Source organism: Niveispirillum sp. GW835-FHT14G11 (assembly GCF_058793615.1).
Genome location: NZ_JBXAFZ010000012.1, coordinates 158,524 through 180,689 on the forward strand (window position 1 = coordinate 158,524; position 22,166 = coordinate 180,689).

25 protein-coding genes are annotated in these 22,166 nt (G+C 66.8%); 20 read left to right on the forward strand and 5 right to left on the reverse strand.

Going from position 1 to position 22,166, the window contains the following annotated elements; genetic code table 11:
* The first annotated feature begins 92 nt into the window (after positions 1–92).
* From lpxC to recN, 5 genes are all read left to right on the forward strand, one after another.
* Positions 93–986: a UDP-3-O-acyl-N-acetylglucosamine deacetylase gene (gene lpxC, locus AC1Q7F_RS21885; protein WP_492510660.1), complete on the forward strand. Its 894-nt coding sequence runs from the start codon at positions 93–95 to the stop codon at positions 984–986.
* A gap of 85 nt (positions 987–1,071) precedes the next feature.
* Positions 1,072–1,491: a hypothetical protein gene (locus AC1Q7F_RS21890; RefSeq protein ID WP_492510661.1), complete on the forward strand. Its 420-nt coding sequence runs from the start codon at positions 1,072–1,074 to the stop codon at positions 1,489–1,491.
* A gap of 150 nt (positions 1,492–1,641) precedes the next feature.
* Complete coding sequence (locus AC1Q7F_RS21895) at positions 1,642–2,454, forward strand: substrate-binding periplasmic protein (RefSeq protein ID WP_492510662.1); 813 nt, start codon at positions 1,642–1,644, stop codon at positions 2,452–2,454.
* Between the two features lie 162 nt (positions 2,455–2,616).
* Positions 2,617–3,444 carry an outer membrane protein assembly factor BamD gene (locus tag AC1Q7F_RS21900; protein ID WP_492510663.1) on the forward strand — a complete coding sequence of 276 codons (828 nt, stop codon included), beginning with the start codon at positions 2,617–2,619 and terminating at the stop codon, positions 3,442–3,444.
* A 28-nt stretch (positions 3,445–3,472) separates the two neighbouring features.
* Entirely contained in the window at positions 3,473–5,164 is a 1,692-nt protein-coding gene (gene recN / locus AC1Q7F_RS21905) for a DNA repair protein RecN (protein WP_492510664.1), read from the forward strand.
* A gap of 308 nt (positions 5,165–5,472) precedes the next feature.
* Here recN and AC1Q7F_RS21910 read toward each other — a convergent pair whose 3' ends face one another.
* Positions 5,473–5,955, reverse strand: coding sequence for a peroxiredoxin (locus tag AC1Q7F_RS21910; protein ID WP_492510665.1), 483 nt, complete (start codon positions 5,953–5,955; stop codon positions 5,473–5,475).
* A 160-nt stretch (positions 5,956–6,115) separates the two neighbouring features.
* On the opposite strand from AC1Q7F_RS21910, the gene AC1Q7F_RS21915 reads away from it, so the two are divergent.
* Together AC1Q7F_RS21915 and pal are read left to right on the forward strand one after the other, a co-directional pair.
* Complete coding sequence (locus tag AC1Q7F_RS21915; RefSeq protein ID WP_492510802.1) at positions 6,116–6,694, forward strand: YqgE/AlgH family protein; 579 nt, start codon at positions 6,116–6,118, stop codon at positions 6,692–6,694.
* A gap of 179 nt (positions 6,695–6,873) precedes the next feature.
* Entirely contained in the window at positions 6,874–7,395 is a 522-nt protein-coding gene (gene pal / locus AC1Q7F_RS21920; protein WP_492510666.1) for a peptidoglycan-associated lipoprotein Pal, read from the forward strand.
* Here pal and AC1Q7F_RS21925 read toward each other — a convergent pair.
* Entirely contained in the window at positions 7,392–8,270 is an 879-nt protein-coding gene (locus tag AC1Q7F_RS21925; RefSeq protein WP_492510667.1) for a LysR substrate-binding domain-containing protein, read from the reverse strand. The genes pal and AC1Q7F_RS21925 overlap by 4 nt on opposite strands.
* Positions 8,271–8,371: 101 nt before the next feature.
* Between AC1Q7F_RS21925 and AC1Q7F_RS21930 the strand changes: the two genes are divergently transcribed.
* Entirely contained in the window at positions 8,372–9,232 is an 861-nt protein-coding gene (locus AC1Q7F_RS21930) for a TolB family protein (protein ID WP_492510668.1), read from the forward strand.
* A gap of 5 nt (positions 9,233–9,237) precedes the next feature.
* On the opposite strand, the gene AC1Q7F_RS21935 is transcribed toward AC1Q7F_RS21930, so the two are convergent.
* Entirely contained in the window at positions 9,238–9,765 is a 528-nt protein-coding gene (locus tag AC1Q7F_RS21935; RefSeq protein WP_492510669.1) for a lysozyme, read from the reverse strand.
* 230 nt (positions 9,766–9,995) lie between these two features.
* Between AC1Q7F_RS21935 and AC1Q7F_RS21940 the strand changes: the two genes are divergently transcribed.
* The 5 genes from AC1Q7F_RS21940 to AC1Q7F_RS21960 all read left to right on the forward strand — a co-directional run bounded on the left by AC1Q7F_RS21940 (position 9,996) and on the right by AC1Q7F_RS21960 (position 14,400).
* Positions 9,996–11,126 (forward strand): pentapeptide repeat-containing protein, encoded by a 1,131-nt coding sequence (locus AC1Q7F_RS21940; RefSeq protein ID WP_492510670.1) that lies wholly within the window; start codon positions 9,996–9,998, stop codon positions 11,124–11,126.
* A gap of 224 nt (positions 11,127–11,350) precedes the next feature.
* Positions 11,351–12,487: a pentapeptide repeat-containing protein gene (locus tag AC1Q7F_RS21945; RefSeq protein ID WP_492510671.1), complete on the forward strand. Its 1,137-nt coding sequence runs from the start codon at positions 11,351–11,353 to the stop codon at positions 12,485–12,487.
* Positions 12,488–12,595: 108 nt separating this feature from the next.
* A complete protein-coding gene (locus tag AC1Q7F_RS21950; RefSeq protein ID WP_492510672.1) occupies positions 12,596–13,336 on the forward strand; it encodes a hypothetical protein in 741 nt (246 codons plus the stop codon).
* 70 nt (positions 13,337–13,406) lie between these two features.
* Complete coding sequence (locus tag AC1Q7F_RS21955; protein WP_492510673.1) at positions 13,407–14,045, forward strand: EF-hand domain-containing protein; 639 nt, start codon at positions 13,407–13,409, stop codon at positions 14,043–14,045.
* A 100-nt stretch (positions 14,046–14,145) separates the two neighbouring features.
* Positions 14,146–14,400 carry a hypothetical protein gene (locus tag AC1Q7F_RS21960; protein WP_492510674.1) on the forward strand — a complete coding sequence of 85 codons (255 nt, stop codon included), beginning with the start codon at positions 14,146–14,148 and terminating at the stop codon, positions 14,398–14,400.
* A 37-nt stretch (positions 14,401–14,437) separates the two neighbouring features.
* Here AC1Q7F_RS21960 and AC1Q7F_RS21965 read toward each other — a convergent pair whose 3' ends face one another.
* Positions 14,438–15,313 carry a LysR family transcriptional regulator gene (locus AC1Q7F_RS21965; protein ID WP_492510675.1) on the reverse strand — a complete coding sequence of 292 codons (876 nt, stop codon included), beginning with the start codon at positions 15,311–15,313 and terminating at the stop codon, positions 14,438–14,440.
* A gap of 105 nt (positions 15,314–15,418) precedes the next feature.
* On the opposite strand from AC1Q7F_RS21965, the gene AC1Q7F_RS21970 reads away from it, so the two are divergent.
* The 6 genes from AC1Q7F_RS21970 (at position 15,419) to AC1Q7F_RS21995 (ending at position 19,869) form a co-directional block, all read left to right on the forward strand.
* Entirely contained in the window at positions 15,419–16,576 is a 1,158-nt protein-coding gene (locus AC1Q7F_RS21970; RefSeq protein ID WP_492510676.1) for a YbfB/YjiJ family MFS transporter, read from the forward strand.
* Complete coding sequence (locus AC1Q7F_RS21975) at positions 16,573–17,169, forward strand: glutathione S-transferase family protein (RefSeq protein WP_492510677.1); 597 nt, start codon at positions 16,573–16,575, stop codon at positions 17,167–17,169. Before AC1Q7F_RS21970 ends, AC1Q7F_RS21975 begins: the two co-directional genes overlap by 4 nt.
* A 42-nt stretch (positions 17,170–17,211) precedes the next feature.
* Positions 17,212–17,682, forward strand: a complete 471-nt coding sequence (locus AC1Q7F_RS21980; protein WP_492510678.1) for a DUF6265 family protein — start codon at positions 17,212–17,214, stop codon at positions 17,680–17,682.
* A gap of 124 nt (positions 17,683–17,806) precedes the next feature.
* Positions 17,807–18,304 (forward strand): DUF6265 family protein, encoded by a 498-nt coding sequence (locus AC1Q7F_RS21985; RefSeq protein ID WP_492510679.1) that lies wholly within the window; start codon positions 17,807–17,809, stop codon positions 18,302–18,304.
* A 235-nt stretch (positions 18,305–18,539) separates the two neighbouring features.
* A complete protein-coding gene (locus AC1Q7F_RS21990) occupies positions 18,540–19,004 on the forward strand; it encodes a carboxymuconolactone decarboxylase family protein (RefSeq protein WP_492510680.1) in 465 nt (154 codons plus the stop codon).
* A complete protein-coding gene (locus AC1Q7F_RS21995; protein ID WP_492510681.1) occupies positions 18,988–19,869 on the forward strand; it encodes a sigma-70 family RNA polymerase sigma factor in 882 nt (293 codons plus the stop codon). The genes AC1Q7F_RS21990 and AC1Q7F_RS21995 overlap by 17 nt, the downstream gene beginning before the upstream one ends.
* Before the next feature lie 204 nt (positions 19,870–20,073).
* On the opposite strand, the gene AC1Q7F_RS22000 is transcribed toward AC1Q7F_RS21995, so the two are convergent.
* The gene (locus AC1Q7F_RS22000; protein ID WP_492510682.1) at positions 20,074–21,042 is read right to left on the reverse strand and encodes a lipid II:glycine glycyltransferase FemX; all 969 of its coding nucleotides are present in this window, start codon (positions 21,040–21,042) and stop codon (positions 20,074–20,076) included.
* A 65-nt stretch (positions 21,043–21,107) separates the two neighbouring features.
* Here AC1Q7F_RS22000 and epmA point away from each other — a divergent pair, with 65 nt between their 5' ends.
* Positions 21,108–22,166 (forward strand): EF-P lysine aminoacylase EpmA, encoded by a 1,059-nt coding sequence (gene epmA, locus AC1Q7F_RS22005; RefSeq protein WP_492510683.1) that lies wholly within the window; start codon positions 21,108–21,110, stop codon positions 22,164–22,166.

A 22,166-nucleotide genomic window follows, 5' to 3' on the forward strand; every position in this document is an offset into this window, starting at 1 on the left:
CCCTACGAAGGAGGGGACGGGCATGTGGGGCCGGTCGCTGGCTTTTCGTATCAGGGGGCGTTACTGTCGAATTCTTGGAAAGGGACAAGCCCATGTCCTGGCAACAGACGCTCAACACGACCATCCATTGCGCCGGTGTCGGCCTGCATACGGGCCGTCGCGTTCGCATGATCCTGCGGCCGGCGGCCGTCGATCATGGCATCGTCTTCATCCGGACCGATGTGCCTGCCGACCGCGCCGTCATCCCGGCCCGCTGGGACCTGGTGGCGGATACCCGTCTCTGCACCCTGCTGAAGAATGATCACGGCACGACCATCGGCACCATCGAGCATCTGATGGCGGCCCTGCGCGGCCTTGGCGTCGACAATGCCATGGTGGAGGTGGACGCACCGGAGCTGCCGATCATGGATGGCAGCGCCGCCCCGTTCGTCTTCCTGATCGAATGCGCCGGCATCAAGGTGCAGGACCAGCCCCGCCGCCTGATCCGCGTGCTGAAAGAGGTGCGCGTGCAGGAGGGCGACAAGGTGGTCAGCCTGTCGCCCGCCCCGGTCAGTAGCTTCCGGGCGGAAATCGTCTATGACAATACCGCCCTGATTCGCCGCCAGGAAGGCTTCCTGCGCCTGACCGACGGTGCCTTCAAGGCGGAAGTGGCCGATTGCCGCACCTTCGGTTTCGCCCATGAGGTCGAAGCCATGCGCAAGGCCGGCCTGGGCCTGGGCGGGTCGCTGGACAATGCCATCGTCATTGATGGCGACCGCGTGCTGAACCCCGGCGGGCTGCGCCATGGGGATGAGTTCATCCGCCACAAAATCCTGGACGCCGTGGGCGACCTGTATCTGGCGGGCGGGCAGATCCTGGGCCATTTCCAGGGCGTGCGTCCCGGCCATGCCATGAACAACGCCATCCTGCGCGCCCTGTTCGCCGATGCCGGCGCCTGGCGCCGCGAGGATGCGGAGGTCTGGGGCGACCGCGCCGCCGTGGCGTAACCGCTCCCCCGGTTTGGGTCGGCGGACGGAACGGATGGGGTTTCACCGTTCGCGGGTTTCAGCCGATCCAAACGGGGGGTGCTCCGTGCCGCAATGGTCTGTCCGCGTTCCATTCACTGTGCTGGTCCTGATGGTACCACCGGCTCTGGCGGACACCGGACCTGTCATCGCCACCCTTGATCTCAGCCGTCCCAACGACCCGGACAGGGCCCGCGATCGGGGTGCCGACCTGTGGATACCTTCCCGGCCGGACCATGTGCGGCCCGCACCCCGGCCCTCCTGGGAATTGCAACTGGCGCCGCAGGTGACCGACCGGCTGCGCGACAAGATGATGCCGTGGCCCGAACACCCCACGGCGGTCGATGCAAACCGCCATTATTGCCGCAAGCCGCCGATACCGGCCTGGAAGCGTTTCCTGCTCGACCAGCAGGCCTGGGCGGACGGCAAGACAGCCCAAGGCTTGCCCGGTCGGCCCGACCTGGAGCCCTATGAATGCCACCGGTAGCCGCCTGATAAAGTCACCTTCCCCGCCTTCCCGGCGAAGGCTGGGAAGGCGGGTAAAGCTGTGCTTCTACGACGCCGCATCTTTCACAGGATGTTCACTTGGCCCCACACGCGTCCATCGGCATCATCGATCCTGTTCATAAGGTGATTGATGACGCGACGGCCGACGCCCTGCCCCGAGCACGCCACCCTGCGGGGTCTGGCGACGGCCTTCCTGTTTCTGATCGCCTGTCTGGCACCTGCCGGTGCACGGGCGGATTCCCCCACCCTGCCCGCCACCGTCCGGTTGACCAGCCTGGAATGGCCCCCGTTCAGCGGTGCCGGCCTCGCCAATGGCGGCCTGTCGACGGCCATTGTCGCCCGCACGCTGGCCAAGGCGGGCATGGTGCTGGCGGTTGAGTTCCTGCCCTGGCAGCGGGCCGTCAGTACCGGCCTGCATGATGACGGCTATCTCGGCTATTATCCCGAATATGCCAGCGCCGGCCTGGAGGGTGGGCGTTGCCTGATGTCCGACCCCATCGGCAGCAGTCCGCTGGGCTTTGCCGAGCGGATGAATACCCCGGTGGAATGGCGTATCCTGGGCGACCTGAAGGACCGGCGGATCGGCACGGTACGCGGCTATGTCAATACCGATGCATTCGACCGAGCCGCGGCCGAGGGCAGCCTGAACGTGGAGCCGGCGGTGGATGACGCCACCAATCTGCGCAAGCTGGCGGCCGGCCGGCTGGATCTGGTGGTGATCGACGCCAATGTCATGAACCATCTTCTGTCCACCGGTCCGGACCTGCGGCATCTTCGCGATCAGCTGCGCTTCAATAGCCGCCTGCTGGAGGACAAGACCCTGCATGTCTGTTTCCGGCCGGGGCCGGAAGGCGAGGCGCTGCGCCACCACTTCAACCGGGCGCTGGCCTTGGGCCCACCGGAGTCCGTGCTGGAGGCGGTGCTGCCGCAGGCCAAACGCTGATCGCGCCCCCAAGGCCGCCATGGTTCCGCCAGGATTCACCCCCATCTTCCGCGAAAAGCGCCTTTGCGTGCATGCCTGTTACGTTTGCCGCTTGGCGGCAGCGTCCCCGCGCGTGCTATAAGGCATCCCGCATTCATGCTTGCTGCTTGGTTGTCTTTGCCGATGCTCCGCACCGAACGTCCGAACCGCCGCGCCCGTGTCCTTCGCCATCTGGCGCCGGTCGCCCTTCTGTTCCTCGCCGCCTGCTCGGGCAAGAAGGATGAGCTGCCTTATGTCGAGCGGCCGGTGGAACAGATCTATTCTGAAGCTTCCAACGCCATCGACAACCGCAACTACACGAAGGCGGCGCTGCTGTTCGACGAGGTCGAGCGCCAGCACCCGTACAGCCAATGGGCTGTGCGCGCGCAGTTGATGGCCGCCTATTCGCATTATCAGGCGCTGCGCTATGATGACGCGATCACCACGCTGGACCGCTTCATCGCGCTGCATCCCGGCAACCGCAATGCGGCCTATGCCTTCTACCTGAAGGCCTTGTGCAATTACGAACGCATCAGCGATGTCCGCCGCGATCAGGGCACGACCTATGAGGCGCTGAAGAATTTGCAGGAAGTGGTCCGCCGCTTCCCTACCAGCCCCTATGCCCGCGACGCCCGCCTGAAGATCGACCTGACCCGCGACCATCTGGCCGGCAAGGACATGGAGGTCGGGCGCTTCTATCTGGCCACGGGCGAATATATGGGTGCCATCAAGCGCTTCCGCCGCGTGATCGACGAATATCAGGCGACCAGCCATGTGCCGGAAGCCCTGCATCGCCTGGTCGAGAGCTATCTGGCCCTGGGCATCCGGGAAGAGGCGCAGGCCAATGCCGCGCTGCTGGGTCATAATTACCCCGGTTCCGTCTGGTACCAGGATACCTATGCCCTGATGAACCGCAGCGAGCGCGGCGAGAAGCCGTCGCTGTTCACGCGGGCCGTCGACTGGCTGTTCTGATCCCTTTTCCCCACCGCCCGGCTAGGCCATGCTTGTCACCCTGTCGATCCGCGACGTCGTCCTGATCGAACGCCTGACACTGGCGTTCCAGCCTGGCCTGTGCGTGCTGACCGGGGAGACCGGTGCCGGCAAATCCATCCTGCTGGATGCGCTGGGTCTGGCCCTGGGCGCGCGTGGCGACAGTTCCCTGGTCCGCCATGGCAGCGAGCAGGCCAGCGTGACGGCGGAGTTCGATCTGGGACGACGCGGCGACCATCCCGCCTTCGCCATCCTGCGCGAGCAGGAGCTGGAGGTGGAGGATACGCTGGTCATCCGCCGCACCCTGACCAATGACGGCCGCTCCCGCTGTTTCGTCAATGACCAGCCGGTGGGCGTCACCCTGCTGCGCCGGCTGGGCGAGACGCTGGTCGAGGTGCATGGACAGTTCGACACGCACGGCCTGCTGGACCCGCGCACCCATCGCGACCTGCTGGACGATTACGCCCAGCTGTCGGTGCAGGGGCAGAAGGTGGCCGCATCCTGGCGCGCCTGGCGGCAGGTGGAACAGGCGCGCCTGACGGCCGCCACCGACGCCACCCGCGCCCGCGCGGAGGAGGATTATCTGCGCCACGCGGTGGAGGAGCTGGACCAGCTGTCGCCCGAGGAGGGCGAGGAAAAGAGCTTGGCCGAACAGCGCACCGTGCTGCAGCACCGGGAAAAGCTGATCGACAGCCTGACCCAGGCATCCACCGAACTGTCGGGCGAACGCGGGGCCGAACGGGCCTTGGCCAGTGCGCTACGCACCCTGTCGCGCATCGCCGACAAGGCCGGCGGCCGGCTGGACCCGATCATCAGCGTGCTGGACCAGGCAGCCAGCGAGGTGGGCGAAGCCTCGCGCGCCATTCAGGGCTTTGCGGCCGACATGGACGGCGGCGGCGGCAACCTGGACAAGATCGAGGAACGGCTGTTCGCGCTGCGCGCCGCCGCCCGCAAGCATGGCACGGACGTGGACGGGCTGGTCACGCTGCGCGCATCGATGGCCGCCAAGCTGAACCTGATCGAGGATCAGGGCGACCTGCTGGCCAAGCTGGCGGCTCAGGCAGAGACGGCCAAGGCCGCCTATCTGGAATCCGCCAAGGTGCTGTCCGCCGCCCGGTCCAAATCGGCGACCAAGCTGGATCAGGCCGTGGCCGCGGAGCTGAAGCCGCTGCGCCTGGAAAAGGCCCGTTTCGCCACCAAGGTGGAACAGCTGGGCGAGGAAGGCTGGAGCGCGTCGGGCATCGACGACATCGCCTTCCAGGTCGCCACCAACCCCGGCACCCCACCGGGCCCCCTGGCCAAGATCGCCTCGGGCGGGGAGCTGGCGCGCTTCATGCTGGCCCTGAAAGTGGTGCTGGCCCAGGTGGGCACCGTGCCCACCCTGGTGTTCGACGAGGTGGATACCGGCGTGGGCGGGGCCGTGGCCGATGCCATCGGCGAACGTTTGGCGCGGCTGGGCCAGCATGATCTGCAGGTGCTGGTCGTCACCCACAGCCCGCAGGTGGCGGCGCGCGGCGCCCATCACTGGAACGTCCGCAAGAAGGTGGCCGGTGGCCGCACCGCGACCGAGGTGGTGACCCTGTCGCCGCCGGAGCGGCTGGAAGAGGTCGCCCGCATGCTGTCGGGCGCGGAAATCACCCAGGCCGCGCGCGCTGCGGCAGAAAGCCTGCTGGCCGGGCGGGGGGATAGTCTCTTTCCATAGCCTCCAGGGGAGGTTCGAATCATGAGCGTCGCGCCGCCACGCTCAATCCGCCACCACCCCTCTCCCGCCTTCCCGGCGAAAGCCGGGACCCAGGGGCCAAGCGCCCGACCTGTCGGCGGCTTCGATCGACGCAGCGTTTAGGTTTGGGCCCGGGGCCCCCGGGTCCCGGCTTTCGCCGGGAAGGCGGGAGAAATGATATAGCGCTGCCCAAGACGCGATGATCCCCAGATGGATCGCCATGGCGATGGCGGGGAACAAAAGATGGGGGGGTGCGATGACCGTCGGCCACCGCGCCCAACGCCACCCGCTTACAACACCTTCAGAATGTACTCGGCACTCGACACCTCGAACGCGCCGGGCTTTTCCACTTCCAGGCGGGTGATGACGCCATCTTCGGCCACCAGGGCGAAACGCTGGCTACGGTGGCCCAGATTATAGGCCGTGCCGTCCATCTCCAGCCCCAGGGCCTTGGCCAGCGCGCCATTGCCGTCGGGCAGCATGGTGACCTTGCCGGCCACATTGTTCTGCTTGCCCCAGGCCTGCATGACGAACGGGTCGTTCACGGCCATGCAGACGATGTCTTCCACGCCCTTGGCCTTGAACGCCTCGGCATTATCGACGAAGCCCGGCAGGTGTTTGGCCGAGCAGGTGGGGGTAAAGGCGCCGGGCACGGAGAACAGCACGACCTTCTTGCCCGTGAACAGGTCGTCGGTGCTGACCTCCTGCATGCCGGATTCGGTCAGGTGCTTCAGGGTGACCGACGGGATGCGGTCGCCAACCTTCACGCTCATCTGCTTATCCTCCCCATGGGGAATGTTGATGGAACCTATGGCCTGTTTCTAGGCCACGGCCGGCGGCACGACAAGTAAAACGGGCGGCTGTCGAAAATGCGCCCCTTGGGCAACGGTGGCTGCTATGATCAGGTTCCGTTTCGACAGCCAGGCAACACCCATGCCGCAGTCCGGCAAGAAAGCCCTGACCTCCCTGACCGGCCATCTGCTGATCGCCATGCCGCAGATGCCGGACCCGCGGTTCGAAAAGACCGTGATCTATATCTGCGCCCATAACGCCGATGGGGCCATGGGGCTGGTGGTGAACCGGCTGTTCGACGGCATCACCTTCACCAGCCTTCTCAACCAGCTGGATATCGACGTGACCAGCCCGGCGCGGGAGCTGCGGGTGCATTTCGGCGGGCCGGTCGAATCAGGCCGCGGCTTCGTCCTGCACAGCGCCGACTACAACCGCGAGGGCAGCATGCCCGTCGATGATGAGGTGGTGCTGACCGCCACCATCGACATCCTGCGCGCCGTCGCCGAAGGCCAGGGGCCCGAGCGCGCCATCCTGGCCCTGGGTTATGCCGGCTGGGGGCCGGGGCAGCTGGACCAGGAGATGCAGCAGAATGGCTGGCTGCACGCCCCCGCCGACAGTTCCATCCTGTTCGATCCCGAACTGGATGGCAAATGGGAGCGGGCGCTGGCCAAGCTGGGCATCAACCTGTCCATGCTGTCGGCGGATATCGGCCACGCCTGAACAGGCCGCCACCCGCACGCCGATCCGTGCCATGGTGCCCGTACGCCCTATGCTCCGCCTGATGCCCAAGACAGGCCCGGCTTTGGTCCAAGTCCCGCCGCAATCAGGGGTTTGGATGATGTGGGGCCGCCGGCCCTTTAATCGCCGGCGGTAAACATCTGGGAATGAGAGACCAAAAGATGAAACGCACCAACCTTCTGCTGCTGGCCCCCTTGATGCTGCTGGCCGCCTGCTCCTCCGTCAGCGACAAGGACAAGGACGCCAGCACCGCCGGCGGCTATACCACGCCGTTCCCCGGCAACGCGGCCGGCACCGGCACGGTGGACCAGTCCAACCTAAATTCCAACCTGTCGCCGCAGCAGCAGCTGGCGCAGATCGGCGACCGCGTATTCTTCGGCTATGACCAGTTCGAAGTGTCGCCGGAAAGTGCCGCCACCCTGGACAAGCAGGCAGAATGGCTGCGCGCCAACCCGTCCATCACCCTGACGATCGAGGGCCATTGCGACGAGCGTGGGACGCGCGAGTACAATCTGGCCCTGGGCCAGAAGCGCGCCGCCAGCGTCCAGCGCTATCTGGCCGCCGCCGGCATCGACAATAACCGCCTGCAGACCCTGTCCTTCGGCAAGGAACGCCCGGCGGTGGCCGGTTCCTCGGCCGATGTCTGGGCCCAGAACCGCCGCGCCGTCAGCGTGGTGAATTAAGGACCACCCGGCGCGGCTTCGCGGGCCATCCCCAGGATGAACGCCACGAAGCCGCGCACGGACGGCCCCGCCATTTCCGGCCGCCACGCCAGGAACCAGGCCCCGGGGCCACGCAGGACGATGTCAAAGGGCTGTACCAGTTGACCCTGGGCCAGCAGCGGCGCGAACAGGGTTGGTGACAACAGCGCCACCCCGGTACCGGCCAGGGCGGCCCCCGCCGCCATCTCCTGCGTGGGAAAGGTCGTCGCCACAATCGGACCGACACCGCCGGTCACCCCGGCCAGACGCAGCCAATCCAACCAGCGATCATCCGGGATCAGGGGACAGCGCGAGAGATCGCCCGGCCCCGTCAGGTGTATTTCGGCCGCCAGGGCCGGGCTCAGCATTGGCGTGCCTTCCAGCGCGAACAGCCGTTCCACCGTCAGCCCCGGCCAATCTCCCGCGCCACTGCGCAGGGCCACATCGAATTTCCCCGCCGCCTGCACCTCCACCGATACATCCAACATGACCGGCACGGCGTGCGGCAGCCGGCTGTACCGTTCCAGGCAGGAAAGCAGCCAGCGGCTGGCCAGGGTCGGTGCCGCCGTCACCCTGATCGGCTCCGGCGTGGCCCGGCAGGCCTCCACCGCCGCGCGGATGATGGCAAGCGCCTCCGTCATGTGCAGGGCAAGCTCTTGCCCAGCCGGCGTCAGGGCGATGCGCGGACCGGTGCGCCAGAACAGGTCGATACCCAGCTCCCGTTCCAACGTTCGGATACGCAGGCTGACGGCGGCCGGCGTCACACCCAGTTCACCGGCCGCCCGCGTCACATGGGTGTGACGGGCGCAGGCCTCGAAATAGCGCAGGGCTTCCAGGGATGGCAGACGGCTTTTCATCCCTGATATTAAGCACAGCTTAACATGAGCCCCAAGCAAAGCTCGCTTTTGGGCGTCGCCTTTCCGCGCTATCCGGAACCGGAATATTCGAGGAGGAAGCGATGCGCGTCGTCTGGCTGGTTGTATCCGTATTGTTGCCGGACGGTTTGGCGCTGGCAGACGGGTCGGCGCCGCGTCACTGGACGCCGCCGGCCTTGATGTCGGGCGCGTATGAGGCGACGCCCAGCTTCACACCCGATGGCCGCACACTCTATTTCATGAGAGCCGATCCAGGTTTCGCCCGCTATCGCCTGCTGCAATCCGCCTGCACCGATCAGGGATGGTCGACCCCTGTGCCGGTGCCCTTCGCCGCTGCCCCGCCCGCCATGGATGCCGACCCGTTCGTGACGCCGGATGGCAAGCGGCTCTATTTCATCTCCACCCGCCACGCACCGGGCGGGGACGATTTTGACATCTGGCATGTCGACCGACAGCCGGATGGACAATGGGGCACGCCGCAGCGCCTGCCGGCACCGGTGAATTCCCCCGCGTCGGAACTGCTGCCGCGCCTGGACGGGCAAGGTTGGCTCTATTTCGGATCGGCGCGCAATGGCAGCAGCGAGATCCACAGGGCGGAGCCGGACCCATCGGCGCCGGGCGGCTGGCGCGTCACCCGCCTGGATGCGCCGGTCAATGGCGAGGGCGTGGAGTACGAGGCGGAAGTGTCACGCGACGGCCGCATCCTGGTGGTGGTCGCCGACCGGGGTGACCGGTCCCATCTCTATGTCTACCGGCGCGATGGAGGGACATGGACGCCCGCCGGTCGGGTGCCGGCGCGGGGCGACGTGTTCCAGGTCGGCCCCACCCTGTCGCCCGACGGCAAACGGCTGCTGTTCGCGCAAAACCCTGGCGACCGGTCGGGGGAGATGTTCCTGACCGACCTGTCGCCGGATGCCGATCCCGCCTGGCCGCCGCGTTGCTGAGGCCGTTACGCCGTCAGGAACAGGCCGCGTTCGGCCTGGCGGCGGCGGGTCAGCCCGGTCAGTTCCACCTTCCGGCCCGTGCGCGGGTCGGTGGTCTTGTTCCAGACCAGGAACTGGTCGGCCGCCCCGGCATAATCCCCGGCATTCAGCTTCTTCAGCAAGGTGCTGGCGGTGAACGCGCCGATGCCGATATTATAGACGAAGGCCACGCAGGCCCCGAACTGGTTGTCGGTCAGCGCCACCTTTACCTTGGCCGCCACCTGACGCCCCACACCGGCAAGATCGTCTGACAGAAAGGCGGATGCCTGCCGCTCGTCGATCCCGTCGGGATAGACGGCGTTGGCGGCCTTGGCGTCCACCTGCCCCTTGAACATGCGGCCATCGGCCCCGCGCACGACGCGGCCATAGCCGATGGTCCAGTAACCGGCCGGGCAGATATAGGGTTGCAGGCCCGGCTTGTCCTTGTCGCCATCTCCCAGCCCCTCGAACTGCTTCACCAGGTCGATCGTGGCCCCGTTGATCATATTAGCCATTTCAGACTCCACCCCGATATGTGATTTAAGTCATAAATAGGATCATGGTCTGGATATCGGCGTCAAGAATCTTTCCATCCTGTCCCATCCACGACCCCATTTCCCGTCCGTGGACGGTGGAAGCGTGATATGTCTTTTGGCCGGGACCGCCTGGAGATGTTGGTGGATTACCGATGACAGCGTGTATGGCATAGTCGAACTCGACATCAGATCAAACAGCCCCCGGTACGATGAACAAGCCGCAGAGCGCCCATACGTTGCCGTCGCATGACATGCAGGTCATGCTGGCCCAGCACACGCTTTTCGCCCGCGGTCACGCCGGCAAGCGGCTGGAAATGCGCCTGCAGAACCTGTCCGGCATCAAACTGAACAATTTCGACCTGTCGCAATGCCTGCTGCTGGCCTGCAACCTGTCCTATACGGATCTGGAAGGATGCAGTTTCCAGGCGGCCAACCTGTCGAACAGCCTGTTCATCGGCGCCAACCTGAAACATTGCGATTTCACCCGCGCCGACCTGCGCGGCACCCGCTTCTATAAATCGGACCTGCAGCAGGCCAAGATGACCGGGTCCGACATGCGCGTCGGCTCCATCACGCTGAATAGCGGCGGCGTGGCCAAGCAGCGGGAATTCACCACCGACCTCTCCTATTGCAACATGGAAGAGGCGACTTTGCAGGACGCCGTGCTGCATAATGTGCGCCTGCGCGGCGTCAATATGCGCAATGCCGACCTGTCGGGCGCCGACCTGTCGGGCGCCGACATGCAGGGCGTGGTGCTGCTGGGTGCGCAGATGGACCGGGCGAAATTCACCGGTGCCAATATCAAGAACGCCGTCTTCACCGTGAATGACGAGACGCGGCGCCTGTTCGCCGGCAACCCGGCGTTCGAGGAGCATCTGAGCAATCTGCGCGAAACCGACCGCATCGTCGCGGCCCATGAGGAATGGGTCAATTCCGGCGGCCGTTCCGGGGCGCGCGCCGATTTCGCCGGCATGGCCCTGCGCGGCGTGGATCTGCGCGGGCGCGAACTGTCGGCCGTGTCGTTCCGTGGCGCGGACCTGACCGGCGCCAAGCTGGCCCATGCCCGCCTGGCCGCCGCCGATTTCAACGGCGCCACCCTGGCCTATGCCGAACTGTCCAATGCCGATCTGCGGGGTGCCGGCATGGAGAATGCCCGCCTGCTGCACACCATCATCGATGGTGCCGATTTCGGCGATCTGGAGTTGCGCGGTGGCGGCAAACTGGCGATCCGCTTCGCCGGCGCCTCCATCGAATGGACAAGTTTTGAACAGTGCGCCATTACACCGGAACAACTTTCTGGTGCCGTGCTGCGAGAATGCCGGATGCCGGAAGAGGCGTGACCCCATTTTTCCAACGAGTTGATATTGTTGGAAATCTATTTGATCTCAGCGTTTTGTGCGAGGCGGTGGAACGGCCCGCTCTCAGTCCGATATAACCTTTAGTATCTGGAATATTAACTTATTAATCATTTTCTTTTGCTATTGAACGCGCCACTATCCTGGACGTGGCACGGACAGTCATCATCTGGCCATGACATAACAAAATCGCATACGAACGAATGTTCATGGCAAGCCCAACTCCCGATATCGGTTCCGCACGCACCGATCTGACCACACAACTGGCCATGCATTCCCTGTTCTTGAAGAACAGGGGCGGCAAGCGGCTGGAATTGCGGCTGGCCAGCATGGAAGGCGTGCAACTGAAGGGGTTCGACCTGTCGCAGGCGACGATACTCGCCTGCAACATGTCGCAGACCAACCTGGAGGGCTGCAAGTTCCGGGAGACGGATCTGGCCAACAGCCTGTTCATCGGTTCCAATCTGAAACATTGCGACTTCACCCGCGCCAATCTGCGCGGCGCGCGCTTCTACAAGTCCGACCTGGCCCAGGCCAAGCTGAATGGCAGCGACATGCGCATGGGCAACCTGACCCTGCATCGCCCCGGACAGGAAGCGGTGAGCCGCGAATTCGTCACCGACCTGTCCTTCTGTAATCTGGAGGAGGCGTCGCTGGAGGAGGCCGTGGTGCGCAAGGTGCGGCTGCGCGGCGTCAATATGCGCAACGCCAACCTGGCCAATGCCGATTTCAGCGAGAGCGACCTGCAGGGTGTGGTCCTGCTGGGCGCCAAGATGCAGGGCGCCAGCTTCCTGCATGCCGATATCAAGGATGCCACCTTCACGGTCGATGATACCACGCGGCGCCTGTTCCACGGGCTGCCGGCCTTCACCGAACATCTGAACAACCTGGCGGAGATCGACCGCATCGTCAGCGCGCACGAGGAATGGGTGGATAGCGGCGGCAAGGTCGGGACGCGGGCCGATTTCACGGGCCGCAAGATGAAGGGCGTCGATCTGCGCGGACGCGAATTGTCGGCCATGTCCTTCCGCGGCGCCGACCTGTCGGGTGCACAATTGTCCCACGCCAAGCTGGCGGCCAGCGATTTCGGCGGCGCCAACCTGGCCTATGCCGACCTGTCGGGCAGCGACCTGCGCGGCGCGGGGTTCGAGGGCGCCACCCTGCGCAACACGATACTGGAGGCCGCCAATATGGAGGATCTGCAGCTGCGCGGTGGCGGTGCCCTGCCCGTTCGGCTGCGCGACGCCGCCATCGAATGGGTGGATTTCACCGGTGTCACGATCCCGCGGGAAAGGCTGCAGGGACTGAAGCTGCGCGACTGCACCGTGCCGCAAGGCGCCTCCTAGTCTCTCGCTTTGCCCGAATGTCCCGGCGCCGTTTGCGGCCTTCCGGAACAGCGCGACAGCCGCCGCAAGCGGCACTCGTGTAAGCCGGACACCACCAAGGTTCCGGTCATGCGCCATTTTGCCTTTACGGCCCTGCTGCTGCTTTCCGCCTGCTCTTCCCATGCCGATGCGCCGCCCGGCGGGCCCGGGGGTGGCCGGGGCGGAATGGGAAGGGCGCCGCTGTCGCTGGCGGGGGAGCCGCTGGGCCGCTTGGCCCCGGACGAGGGCGCCTATGCCGACATCGTCGAGGGTTGGGCCAAGGGGCTGGACGCCAACCGCGACGGCTTCCTGTCGCCGGACGAGTTGAAGCCCGACATCGCCCGCTTCTTCAAGGAAGTGGACGCCGACAAGGATGGGGCCATCAATGCGCGCGAGCTGGGCGAATATCGACAGGCCCGGCTGGCCGCCCTGCGCAATGGCGGACCCGGCAGCCCGCCACCAGATGGCGGCCCGTCCGGTGGTACCGGCGCCGACCGACCGCCCCCGCCGCGTGACGGCGTCGCCCCCAGCGGCCGCGGCGGCATGATGGGTGGCGGGTCCGGGGCGGACAAGGTGATGGAGGCCAACCGCAACCTGGATTTCCGCGTGACGGCTGCGGAACTGGAGACCCTGACCCTGGAACGGCTGAAGTCGCTGGACACGGACAAGGATGGCCGCACCAGCCTGGCTGAAATCCATGCCGGCGCCGTCACCGCCTATAATGAACGGCCGATGCGGGGCGGCCCCGGCGGCATGGGCGGCCGGCCTGGAAGGGGCGGCGGTCCCCCTGGCGAGGGCGGCGGTCCGCCCGGTGGCGGTCGCGGCCCTTGATCCGCCGTAATATGCTGGCACCGATGCGTCGACCGGGCTAATCAGAAACGGATAGCGGACGGAGCGGCGGATGCGTAATTCTAAAGTACGGGCGGGATATGGGCTGGGTCTGGCGGCGCTGTGCCTGGCCTTGGCATCCTGTGGCGGTGGACCCGACAAGAACCGCCCGCCCGGCATCCGCTTCAGCGCCGTCAGCCCCTTGGGGGAGCCGCTGGGCGCCCCGACGCGCGAGGCGGAGCAATATCGGACCACCATGCGCGACTGGTTCACCCGCAGCGACAGCGACCATGACGGCAAGCTGTCGCCGGCCGAATTCACGGCGGAAGCGGCCCGCGTCTTCCCGCTTTATGACCTGAATGGCGATGGGTTCATCACCTCGTTCGAGCTGACCAACTATCGCGTCAACCTGCCGACCCATGCACCGCCCGCCGATAGCGGCCGCCGCCTGCGCCCCGGCCGCATCGACATGACCCCGGACGAAGCCGCGACCGCGCACACCGACGGGCGCGGCCGGCCCGATTACCGCATGGGTATCGATCCCGTGATGTCGGCCGACAGCAACGCCGATTTCCGCGTGACGCGGGACGAGCTGCAGGCCGAGGCCGCCCGCCGCCACGCCATGATGGACAAGGACAAGGACGGCGTCGTCTCCCTGCCTGAATTCATGGACCAGGCGGAAGGCCCGATGCGGGCCTGGGCCACGCAGTGATCTTTGCGCCTCAAGCGCCGCCCCCTACCCCTTTCGGATAGGGCACCGCTTGGCACCCCGATTGCTTTGGTCCCCCTATCCTTTGGCATAGGGGGCTTCCATGACCGAATTCGGCCTGTTCATCGTCCGCCCACCCCAGGGGGTGGCCACCGTGGCCGCCATCCATCCATCCCGCGCCGACGACGCCCGCGTCACGCTGAAGCGGCTGCGCGGCAGCGGCTTTCATATCGCCGCCCTGTCCAAGGCCAATGTGCCGTCGAACGAGCCGGAAGGGGCCCGGTTGCAGCTTCAGGGCCTGATCAACGGCATGTTCGAACAGGCCCCCTATCGCCCCGCCGTCTCCCTGGTCTGGTGAGTTTTGCATTATGCAAATATATGCATAATGCAAATCACTATGCCCAGCCAAGCCTTGCATGCTCGATGAAGCGGGCCAGCGCGGCCGTCATCACGGCGTCGCGGCGATGGATCAGTTGCGTCGGTGCCACAGCCCAAGGTTCCGGCGCCGTGCGCACGCCCAGTGACGCCCGCAGGGGGGAGCGCTCCACCGCGGCCAGCGGCAGCAGGGAGATGCCGATCCCCGCCGCCACCCCGCCGATGATGCCTTCCAGTGTGCCGAATTCCTGCAGGCGCGGCTGGCGCACGCCCAGGCCGGCCAGCAGGCTTTCCAGCCGCTCGCGATAGGCGCAACCGCGCCGGAAGCACAGGGCCGACAGGGTCGGGCGCGACAGCAGCCCCGGCCAGTCCGCCCCCGGCGCCGTCACCACCACCATATGCTCCACGCCGGCATCGGCGGCCATCAGGTCGGGATGGTCGATGGGTCCGCCGACCAGGGCCGCATCCAGCCGGTAGGCCAGCACATCCTCCACCAGCACCCCGGTGCCGCCCGTGCGCAGGCTCAGTTCCACATCGGGAAAGGCGGCATGATAGGCGGCCAGCACCGGTGGCAGACGACAGGCCGCCGTCGTTTCCATGCTGCCGATGGCCAGTTGCCCCGCGGGCCGGTCGGGGTTCAGCAGATCCCACAGGCTGTCGCGGGCCGCGCGCAGGGCCGCCGCCACCTGCCGCGCATGGGGCACCAATTGCTCGCCCGCCCGTGTCGGCACCACGCCGCGCCCGTTGCGATGGAACAAAGGCACGCCCAGTGCTGCCTCCAGCGAGCGGATGCGGGCCGTGACGTTGGATTGCACGCAGTTCAGCCGCCGCGCCGCCGCCGTCACCCCGCCCTCTTCCACCACCGCCAGGAAGAAGGAAAGATCGGTGCTGTCCATGGTCCGAACCCATCAATAGGGGCGATTTCTCCTATCCTGACATTTCATTTTTCATGATGTCAACGCTGTGGCACCGTCCCCATTCGGGATGGAACGGAGCGGTTCATGGCCGGGGTCTGGCGGTTGGCGATGGCGGGGATGGCGGGCACGCTGCTGGGCGTGGGGCTGGGCCGCTTCGCCTATACGCCGCTGCTGCCGGCGCTGATCGGCGAGGGCTGGGTGGATGCGGCCGGCGGGGCCCTGCTGGGGGCCGCCAACCTGACCGGATATCTGCTGGGCGCCGTCACCGCCGCCCGCATCGGCCGCGTGCTGGGGCCGGTACCGGTGCTGCGCGCCGCCATGCTGCTGGTGGCGCTGTCGCTGCTGGCCTGTGCCTGGAATGCCGGGCTGGTCTGGCTGGGCGTCTGGCGCTTCCTGGCCGGTGTCGGCGGCGCCATGCTGATGATCCTGGCCGCCCCCACCCTGATGGCGCAGGTGCCGGTGGATAAGAAGCCGCTGGTGGCCGGCATCGTGTTTTCCGGCATCGGCGCCGGGGTGATGGTCAGCGGCACGCTGCTGCCCTGGCTGGCCTTGCAAGGGGCGGCCACCGCCTGGGCCGGGATCGGCCTGCTGTCCCTGGTGCTGACGGGCCTGGCCTGGACGCAATGGCCGCCGGGCCCGCGCCCGCTGGCCGCGGCGGCGTCGGGGGCGAAACGGTCCTGGCCGCTCTGGCTGTTCACGCTGGCCTATGCTACCGACGGCATGGGTTTCATCCCCCATACTTTGTTCCTGTCCGACTATGTAGCGCGCGGCCTGGGGCTGGGTTTGGCCCTGGGCGGGGCCTACTGGTTCATCTTTGGTCTGGGGGCCGTGGCGGGGCCGCTGCTGATCTCCCGTCTGGCCCGTCTCATCGGCTTTGCGCCCGCCCTGACCCTGGCGCTGGCGGTGAAGGCCGTGGCCGTGGCGCTGCCGCTGTTGTCGTCGGCGCCGCTGCCGCTGGGCCTGTCGGCCTTTATCGTCGGCGCACTGACGCCCGGCTGCGTGGCGCTGGCATCAGGTGTGGCGGGACAGTTGGCGGGTGCGGCCGGGCATACGGCGGCCTGGGGCCGGATGACCGCCATCTTCGCCCTGTTGCAGGCCGGCGGCGGCTATGCCCTGACCGCCCTGTTCACCGCCACGGGCAGCCACCGCCCGCTGTTCGCGGCCGGGGCCGCCGTGCTGGCGCTGGGCGCGCTGGCCGGGCTGGCAGGCCTTTATCTGCTGAAGAAGGAGACCGTCCGATGAAGCTCTATATCGCCAAGACCTCCCCCTATGCCCGCAAGGTGCTGGCGCTGGTGCATGAGAAGGGGGCGGTGCTGGACGTGGTGACACTGGACCCCTGGATCGACCCGGCGGATCTGCACGCAGCATTGCCCTCGGGCAAGGTCCCGGCCCTGGAGAAGGACGAAGGCTGGAGCCTGGGGGAAAGCTGGGCCATCGCCGATTATCTGGACGCGGTGCTGCCCGGCCGGCGCCTGCTGCCGGCCGATGGCCCCGACCGCTGGCGCACCTTGCGCCTGTCGGCCCTGGCCCAGGGTCTGCTGGATGCGGCCTTCAGCGCCGTGGTGGAGGGGCGCCGTCCGGCGGGTGAACAATCGCCCGGCTGGGTTGCCCGCCAGAAGGCGGCCATCGCCCGCACCCTGCCGGTGCTGGAGGCATCGGTGGCGGAGCTGACGGCGGAAGGGTTCGGCCTGGGCGGCCTGTCGGTGGCGTGCGCCCTGGATTATCTGGATTTCCGCCATGGCAGTCTGAACTGGCGCCAGGAGCATCCTGCACTGGCCGCGTGGTTCGCGTCGGTGGCCGACCGCCCCTCGTTGCGCGCGACGGACCCGCGCTGATCGCCTATGCTGTCTCCTTCCCCATCATGGAAGGATGATGTCATGCGCCACCTGCCGATCCTGTCGCTGCTGCTGTTCCTGACCCTGCCCGCGGGGGCGGCGGAGGTAACGGTGGAAGATCTGTCCTGGCTGTCCGGCCAATGGCTGGGAGATGAGGCGGGCAAGCGGCTGGAGGAGCATTACATGCGCCCCGCCGGCGGCGTGATCGTCGGCATGAGCCGCACGGTACGGCAGGGCAAGGTGCCGGAGGTGGAATTCATCCGCATCACAACCGGTGCCGACGGCAAGCTGGCCTACCATGCCCATCCGATGGGCCAGGCACTGGCCAGCTTTCCCCTGATCGAGTCCGCCCCCGGCCTGGCCGTGTTCGCCAACCCCACCCATGATTTCCCGCAGAAGATCACTTATCGCCGCACGGGCGACAGCCTGACCGCGACGATCGAGGGGCCGGGCAAGGACGGGGCGGTGAAGCGGTTCGGCTGGTCATGGCGGCTGGCAGGTTCGGCACCGTGACGCGGGGGCGGTTTTTGTTCCCCTACGGACTGCTGCAAAATCGTCAAAATCACCGCCACCGGGGACGGGGGGATAATAAGGGCGTAGCATGGTTAAAACAAAAGCCATACGGAGGAGCATGCCCATGTCCACCTTCTCTGTGCCCCGCCTGTCCGTCCTGCTGCTCCTGGGCCTGATATTGGCCCTGCCCCAGGCTGGCCATGCCGCCAATGATCCGCTGAAATCCCTGCTCTGGCTGTCGGGCCAGTGGGTGGGCCGCGAGGGGCCGACCCGCACCGAACAACATTTCATGAAGCCTGGCGACGGGGTGATGCTGGGTATGCGCCGGTCCATGTCGCCCAGCCGCGGCGCCGACACCGAATTCATGCGCATCGTGGCCCAGCCCGATGGCAGCGTGATCTATTACGGCCAGCCACTGGGCAGCCCTGACATCATCCCCTACAAGCTGGTCGAATCGGGGGACAACATGGCCGTGTTCGCCAATACCGAACATGGCTATCCGCAGCGCATCGTCTTCAACCGCTATGGCGGCAATGTCGTGGCGGCCCTGGAAGGCCCCGACGGCAATGGCGGCATCCGCCGCTTCCGCTGGACCTGGAAGCGGGCGGGGGACGCGCCTTGAACCTGTCTGAATGACAGGCTTTTTTAATGTTCCCTCAGGCGCTGGGCGCCACCATCCGGCGGCTTGGGCTTGCGCCGCACGTGGGCGCGGCGGCAGTCGCCGCCAAAAGGTTTGGCCTTAGCCTGAAGGTGATTGGAAAAAACTTCACCTCCCATGTCACACGCGGCCATGGCGTTCCGTCCTGACCATTGAAGGTCCCATCGCGGGGCCCCGATAGACAGAAACGGAGACTGCCATGACCGCGCGCCTGAATTTCTATGCCGCCGCCCCCGAAACCATCAAGGCCATGCTGGATCTGAGCGCCAAGGTCGAAAATTGCGGCCTGGAGCACAGTCTGCTGGAACTGGTGAAGACCCGCGCCTCACAGATCAACCGCTGCGCCTTCTGCATCCATATGCATACCCGTGACGCCCGCGCGGCGGGGGAGACGGAGGAGCGGCTTTATCTGCTGGACGCCTGGCGGGAATCCTCGCTCTATACTGACCGGGAGCGCGCGGCGCTGGCCTGGACGGAGGCGCTGACCGACATCGCCCGGACCGGCGCCCCGGATGAGGATTACGCAGCTCTCCAGGCGCAGTTCACGCCGGAGGAACAGGTGAAGCTGACGCTGGCCATCACCACCATCAACGCCTGGAACCGCTTCGCCGTCGGCTTCCGGTCGCAGCACCCGAAGGGCAAGGTTCGTGTCTCCGCCGCCTGATGCCCTTGCTACCTTCACCCGCCTGCGCCCCCGCCTGTCCCGTATCGCCTATCGCATGCTGGGGTCGCAGGCGGAGGCCGAGGATATGGTGCAGGAGGCCTGGCTGCGCTGGGCCGGGGTGGACCATGCGGGCGTGGTGGATGGGGAAGCGTATCTGATCCGGCTGGTCAGCCGGCTGTGCCTGGACCAGATGCGCTCCGCCCGTGCCCGCCATGAGACCTATATCGGCCCCTGGCTGCCGGAGCCCATCATCGACCCCGATGACAGAATGGAACAGGGGGAGGAGGTGACCATGGCCCTGATGCTGGCCCTGGAACGCCTGTCGCCGCTGGAACGCGCCGCCTTCCTACTGCACGACGTGTTCGGCCAGCCGTTCGAGGCGGTGGCCGCAGCCCTGGACCGGGACGAGGCGGCGTGCCGGCAGCTGGCGTCGCGCGCCCGCACCCATGTGCGGGCCGCCCGGCCCCGCTTCCCCGTCTCCCCGGACCGGGGGCGGGAGATCGCCGACGCCTTCCTGGCCGCCGCCCATAATGGCGATGTGTCGGGCCTGCGCGGGCTGCTGGCGGCCGACGTGGTGCTCTATGCCGATGGCGGCGGCAAGCGCACCGCCGTGATGAACCCCGTCACCAGCCAGGACAAGGTTGCCCGCTTCTTCGCCGGTCTGGCCAGGAAGCACGACCATGTCCTGCCGCCCGTGCTGTGGCGGGGCTTGATCGATGGCTTGCCCGGCTATGCCACCCTGGCCAGCGACGGCGAGGTGCAGAGCACGGCCCTGGCCATCGATGGCGACCGCATCGTGGCCGTCTATATCACCCGCAACCCGGACAAGCTGCGCCATCTGGTGGCGTTGGTGGGGAATGCGTGAGGGGCATGCGGACCGTCCCGACATTCTCCCCCCGCTCTCCTCGCCTTCCCGGCGAAGGCCGGGACCCAGGGGCCACCGGGAAAACATCTCAGCTGCGTTGATGGACGCCGCCGGAACGTTGTGCATGGGGCCCCTGGGTCCCGGCCTCCGCCGGGAAGGCGGGAAAAGGGCATTGGCGCTATACCCCAAGGGGCAAAATCCGCGTCACCGCCACGCCCCGACCAGTTCCACCTCTTCGCCGCCCATGCCGCGCTTGAAGGCTGTCACACCGGGGGCGGCGCCGGGCAGAACGCCGCCCAGGTCGAACCATTCGCGCGCTTGCGCCTTCAGTTCCAAGATCGCCCGCCAGAGCAGCAGATTGTGCGCCCGCGCGGCGCGCCCCGCCGCATCCGTCCAGCCGATCTGGTAGGTGGCGGCCTTGCCATGCCCCAGAACCAGGATGCCGGCCACCGGCACCCCGTCCTTGCAGGCACGGATCAGCAGGATGTCGCCATCCTTGTACATGCCGGTGCGCATGCGCAGGACCAGTTTGGCCGACGGGCCGCGATAAGCCTTCGCCGCTTTGTCCTGCTGGTATTGTTCCAGCAGCCAGGCCAGTTGCTGCTTGCCGTCGCGGTCGACCTCCACGCTCAGGCCTGAGCGTTCGGCCTGGTTCAGGGCGTTGCGCCATTTCTGGGCCAGGCCGGCACGCAGCGCCACCTCCGTCTGGCACAGGTCCAGCCAGATTGTCCGGTATCCCGGTCCCTTGTCGCGCCGGAATCCGGCCCAGCGCAGCATGGCGTTGCTGTCTTCCCCCGCCGGCCATTCCGGGACGACAGCCGTCCAGTTCAGCGGGCCGCTGGGATATTCCTGGCGGATCAGCTTCATCACCATGGCGAACACCGCCGGCTTGCGCGCTTCGGGCCGCAGCAGCGGGCCCCGGTGCAGGCGGGCAATGCGGACCAGCCGGAACAGCCGCCGCTCGCTCATCACCACCAGGCCGATGGGATGATCGGACAGTTCGATGATGCCCAGCCGGGGTTTCCATCCCTCCACCGTCAGCATGGCTTGGTTATAGCCGAAGCCCTGGGTCAGGCTGCTCTGTCCGCAGTCGGCCAGCAGCCGCGCCCATTCGGACAGGCGGCCCACGTCCCAGACGATGCGCAGATGCGGGATGGTGTGCGGGTCGGTCATGGGGATTGAAAGTCGCGAAGGGGAAGGCGAGAGTGCCCGTCTTGCCGCCCGCCTGTCGAGAGATCATGCGTCACAGTCCCGCTCAGCCCGCCTGGTGGCACCCCGACCATTTCCAGAAGAAGCGCCCGCATCTGGCCGTCCGCCAGATTGTGATGCGCAGCGTGCGCCGCTGGTTCGAGGATCAGGGGTTCGACGAGGTGGAGACGCCGGCGCTGCAGGTCTCACCGGGCCTGGAGGTGCATCTGATGGCGTTCGCCACCGATCTGGTGGGCCCGCATCCCGATGACCGCCGCCGCCTGTACCTGCATACCAGCCCCGAATTCACCATGAAGAAGCTGCTGGCGGCCGGCGTGTCCCGGCTGTTCCAGCTGTCCCATGTCTATCGCAACGGGGAGCGGTCGGGCACGCACCATCCGGAATTCGCCATGCTGGAATGGTACCGGGCCGGGGCCGGCTATCGCGACCTGATGGCGGATTGCATCGCCCTGGTCCGCGCGGCCTGTATCGCGGCGGGCAAGGACCGGCTGCGCTTCCGGGGTGTGGCGTGCGATCCGTTTGCCGACTGGCGCGTGCTGAGCGTGCAGGACGCGTTCCTGCACTATGCCGGCATCGACCTGCTGGCCACCGCCCCCGACCCGCTGCACCCCGACCGCGACAGGCTGGCGGCGGAGGTGGCGCGCATCGGCATCCGCGTGGCCGAGAGCGACACCTGGGAGGATCTGTTCTTCCGCGTCAGCCTGGACCGGATCGAACCGCATCTGGGCATGGATGTGCCCACCTTCCTGTCCGACTATCCCGTCTCCATGGCAGCATTGGCCCGGCCCAAGCCCGACGATCCGCGCGTGGCGGAACGGTTCGAGCTTTATGGCTGCGGCGTGGAACTGGCCAACGCCTTCGGAGAACTGACCGACCCCGTGCTGCAACGCGGACGGTTCGAGGCCGACATGGCGGAAAAGGAACGGCTCTATGGCGAGCGCTACCCGATCGATGAGGAGTTCCTGGCGGCATTGCCCCTGATGCCCGATAGTGCCGGCATCGCGCTGGGCTTCGACCGGCTGGCGATGATCATCGCCGGGGCGGACAGAATCGACGATGTACTTTGGGCACCAGTGGCGACGGCGTAA

What these genes read in the sequence shown, in the direction of transcription:
- AC1Q7F_RS21980 (WP_492510678.1), top strand. Translation starts at nt 17,212, where the DNA reads ATGCGCCACCTGCCGATCCTGTCGCTGCTGCTGTTCCTGACCCTGCCC.
- AC1Q7F_RS21895 (WP_492510662.1), top strand. Translation starts at nt 1,642, where the DNA reads ATGACGCGACGGCCGACGCCCTGCCCCGAGCACGCCACCCTGCGGGGT.
- AC1Q7F_RS21990 (WP_492510680.1), top strand. Translation starts at nt 18,540, where the DNA reads ATGACCGCGCGCCTGAATTTCTATGCCGCCGCCCCCGAAACCATCAAG.
- AC1Q7F_RS21950 (WP_492510672.1), top strand. Translation starts at nt 12,596, where the DNA reads ATGCGCCATTTTGCCTTTACGGCCCTGCTGCTGCTTTCCGCCTGCTCT.
- AC1Q7F_RS22000 (WP_492510682.1), bottom strand. Translation starts at nt 21,042, where the DNA reads ATGACCGACCCGCACACCATCCCGCATCTGCGCATCGTCTGGGACGTG.
- AC1Q7F_RS21945 (WP_492510671.1), top strand. Translation starts at nt 11,351, where the DNA reads ATGGCAAGCCCAACTCCCGATATCGGTTCCGCACGCACCGATCTGACC.
- recN (WP_492510664.1), top strand. Translation starts at nt 3,473, where the DNA reads ATGCTTGTCACCCTGTCGATCCGCGACGTCGTCCTGATCGAACGCCTG.
- AC1Q7F_RS21955 (WP_492510673.1), top strand. Translation starts at nt 13,407, where the DNA reads ATGCGTAATTCTAAAGTACGGGCGGGATATGGGCTGGGTCTGGCGGCG.
- AC1Q7F_RS21960 (WP_492510674.1), top strand. Translation starts at nt 14,146, where the DNA reads ATGACCGAATTCGGCCTGTTCATCGTCCGCCCACCCCAGGGGGTGGCC.
- AC1Q7F_RS21915 (WP_492510802.1), top strand. Translation starts at nt 6,116, where the DNA reads ATGCCGCAGTCCGGCAAGAAAGCCCTGACCTCCCTGACCGGCCATCTG.
- AC1Q7F_RS21935 (WP_492510669.1), bottom strand. Translation starts at nt 9,765, where the DNA reads ATGGCTAATATGATCAACGGGGCCACGATCGACCTGGTGAAGCAGTTC.
- AC1Q7F_RS21965 (WP_492510675.1), bottom strand. Translation starts at nt 15,313, where the DNA reads ATGGACAGCACCGATCTTTCCTTCTTCCTGGCGGTGGTGGAAGAGGGC.
- pal (WP_492510666.1), top strand. Translation starts at nt 6,874, where the DNA reads ATGAAACGCACCAACCTTCTGCTGCTGGCCCCCTTGATGCTGCTGGCC.
- AC1Q7F_RS21940 (WP_492510670.1), top strand. Translation starts at nt 9,996, where the DNA reads ATGAACAAGCCGCAGAGCGCCCATACGTTGCCGTCGCATGACATGCAG.
- AC1Q7F_RS21925 (WP_492510667.1), bottom strand. Translation starts at nt 8,270, where the DNA reads ATGAAAAGCCGTCTGCCATCCCTGGAAGCCCTGCGCTATTTCGAGGCC.
- AC1Q7F_RS21910 (WP_492510665.1), bottom strand. Translation starts at nt 5,955, where the DNA reads ATGAGCGTGAAGGTTGGCGACCGCATCCCGTCGGTCACCCTGAAGCAC.
- lpxC (WP_492510660.1), top strand. Translation starts at nt 93, where the DNA reads ATGTCCTGGCAACAGACGCTCAACACGACCATCCATTGCGCCGGTGTC.
- AC1Q7F_RS21975 (WP_492510677.1), top strand. Translation starts at nt 16,573, where the DNA reads ATGAAGCTCTATATCGCCAAGACCTCCCCCTATGCCCGCAAGGTGCTG.
- epmA (WP_492510683.1), top strand. Translation starts at nt 21,108, where the DNA reads ATGCGTCACAGTCCCGCTCAGCCCGCCTGGTGGCACCCCGACCATTTC.
- AC1Q7F_RS21930 (WP_492510668.1), top strand. Translation starts at nt 8,372, where the DNA reads ATGCGCGTCGTCTGGCTGGTTGTATCCGTATTGTTGCCGGACGGTTTG.
- AC1Q7F_RS21900 (WP_492510663.1), top strand. Translation starts at nt 2,617, where the DNA reads ATGCTCCGCACCGAACGTCCGAACCGCCGCGCCCGTGTCCTTCGCCAT.
- AC1Q7F_RS21970 (WP_492510676.1), top strand. Translation starts at nt 15,419, where the DNA reads ATGGCCGGGGTCTGGCGGTTGGCGATGGCGGGGATGGCGGGCACGCTG.
- AC1Q7F_RS21985 (WP_492510679.1), top strand. Translation starts at nt 17,807, where the DNA reads ATGTCCACCTTCTCTGTGCCCCGCCTGTCCGTCCTGCTGCTCCTGGGC.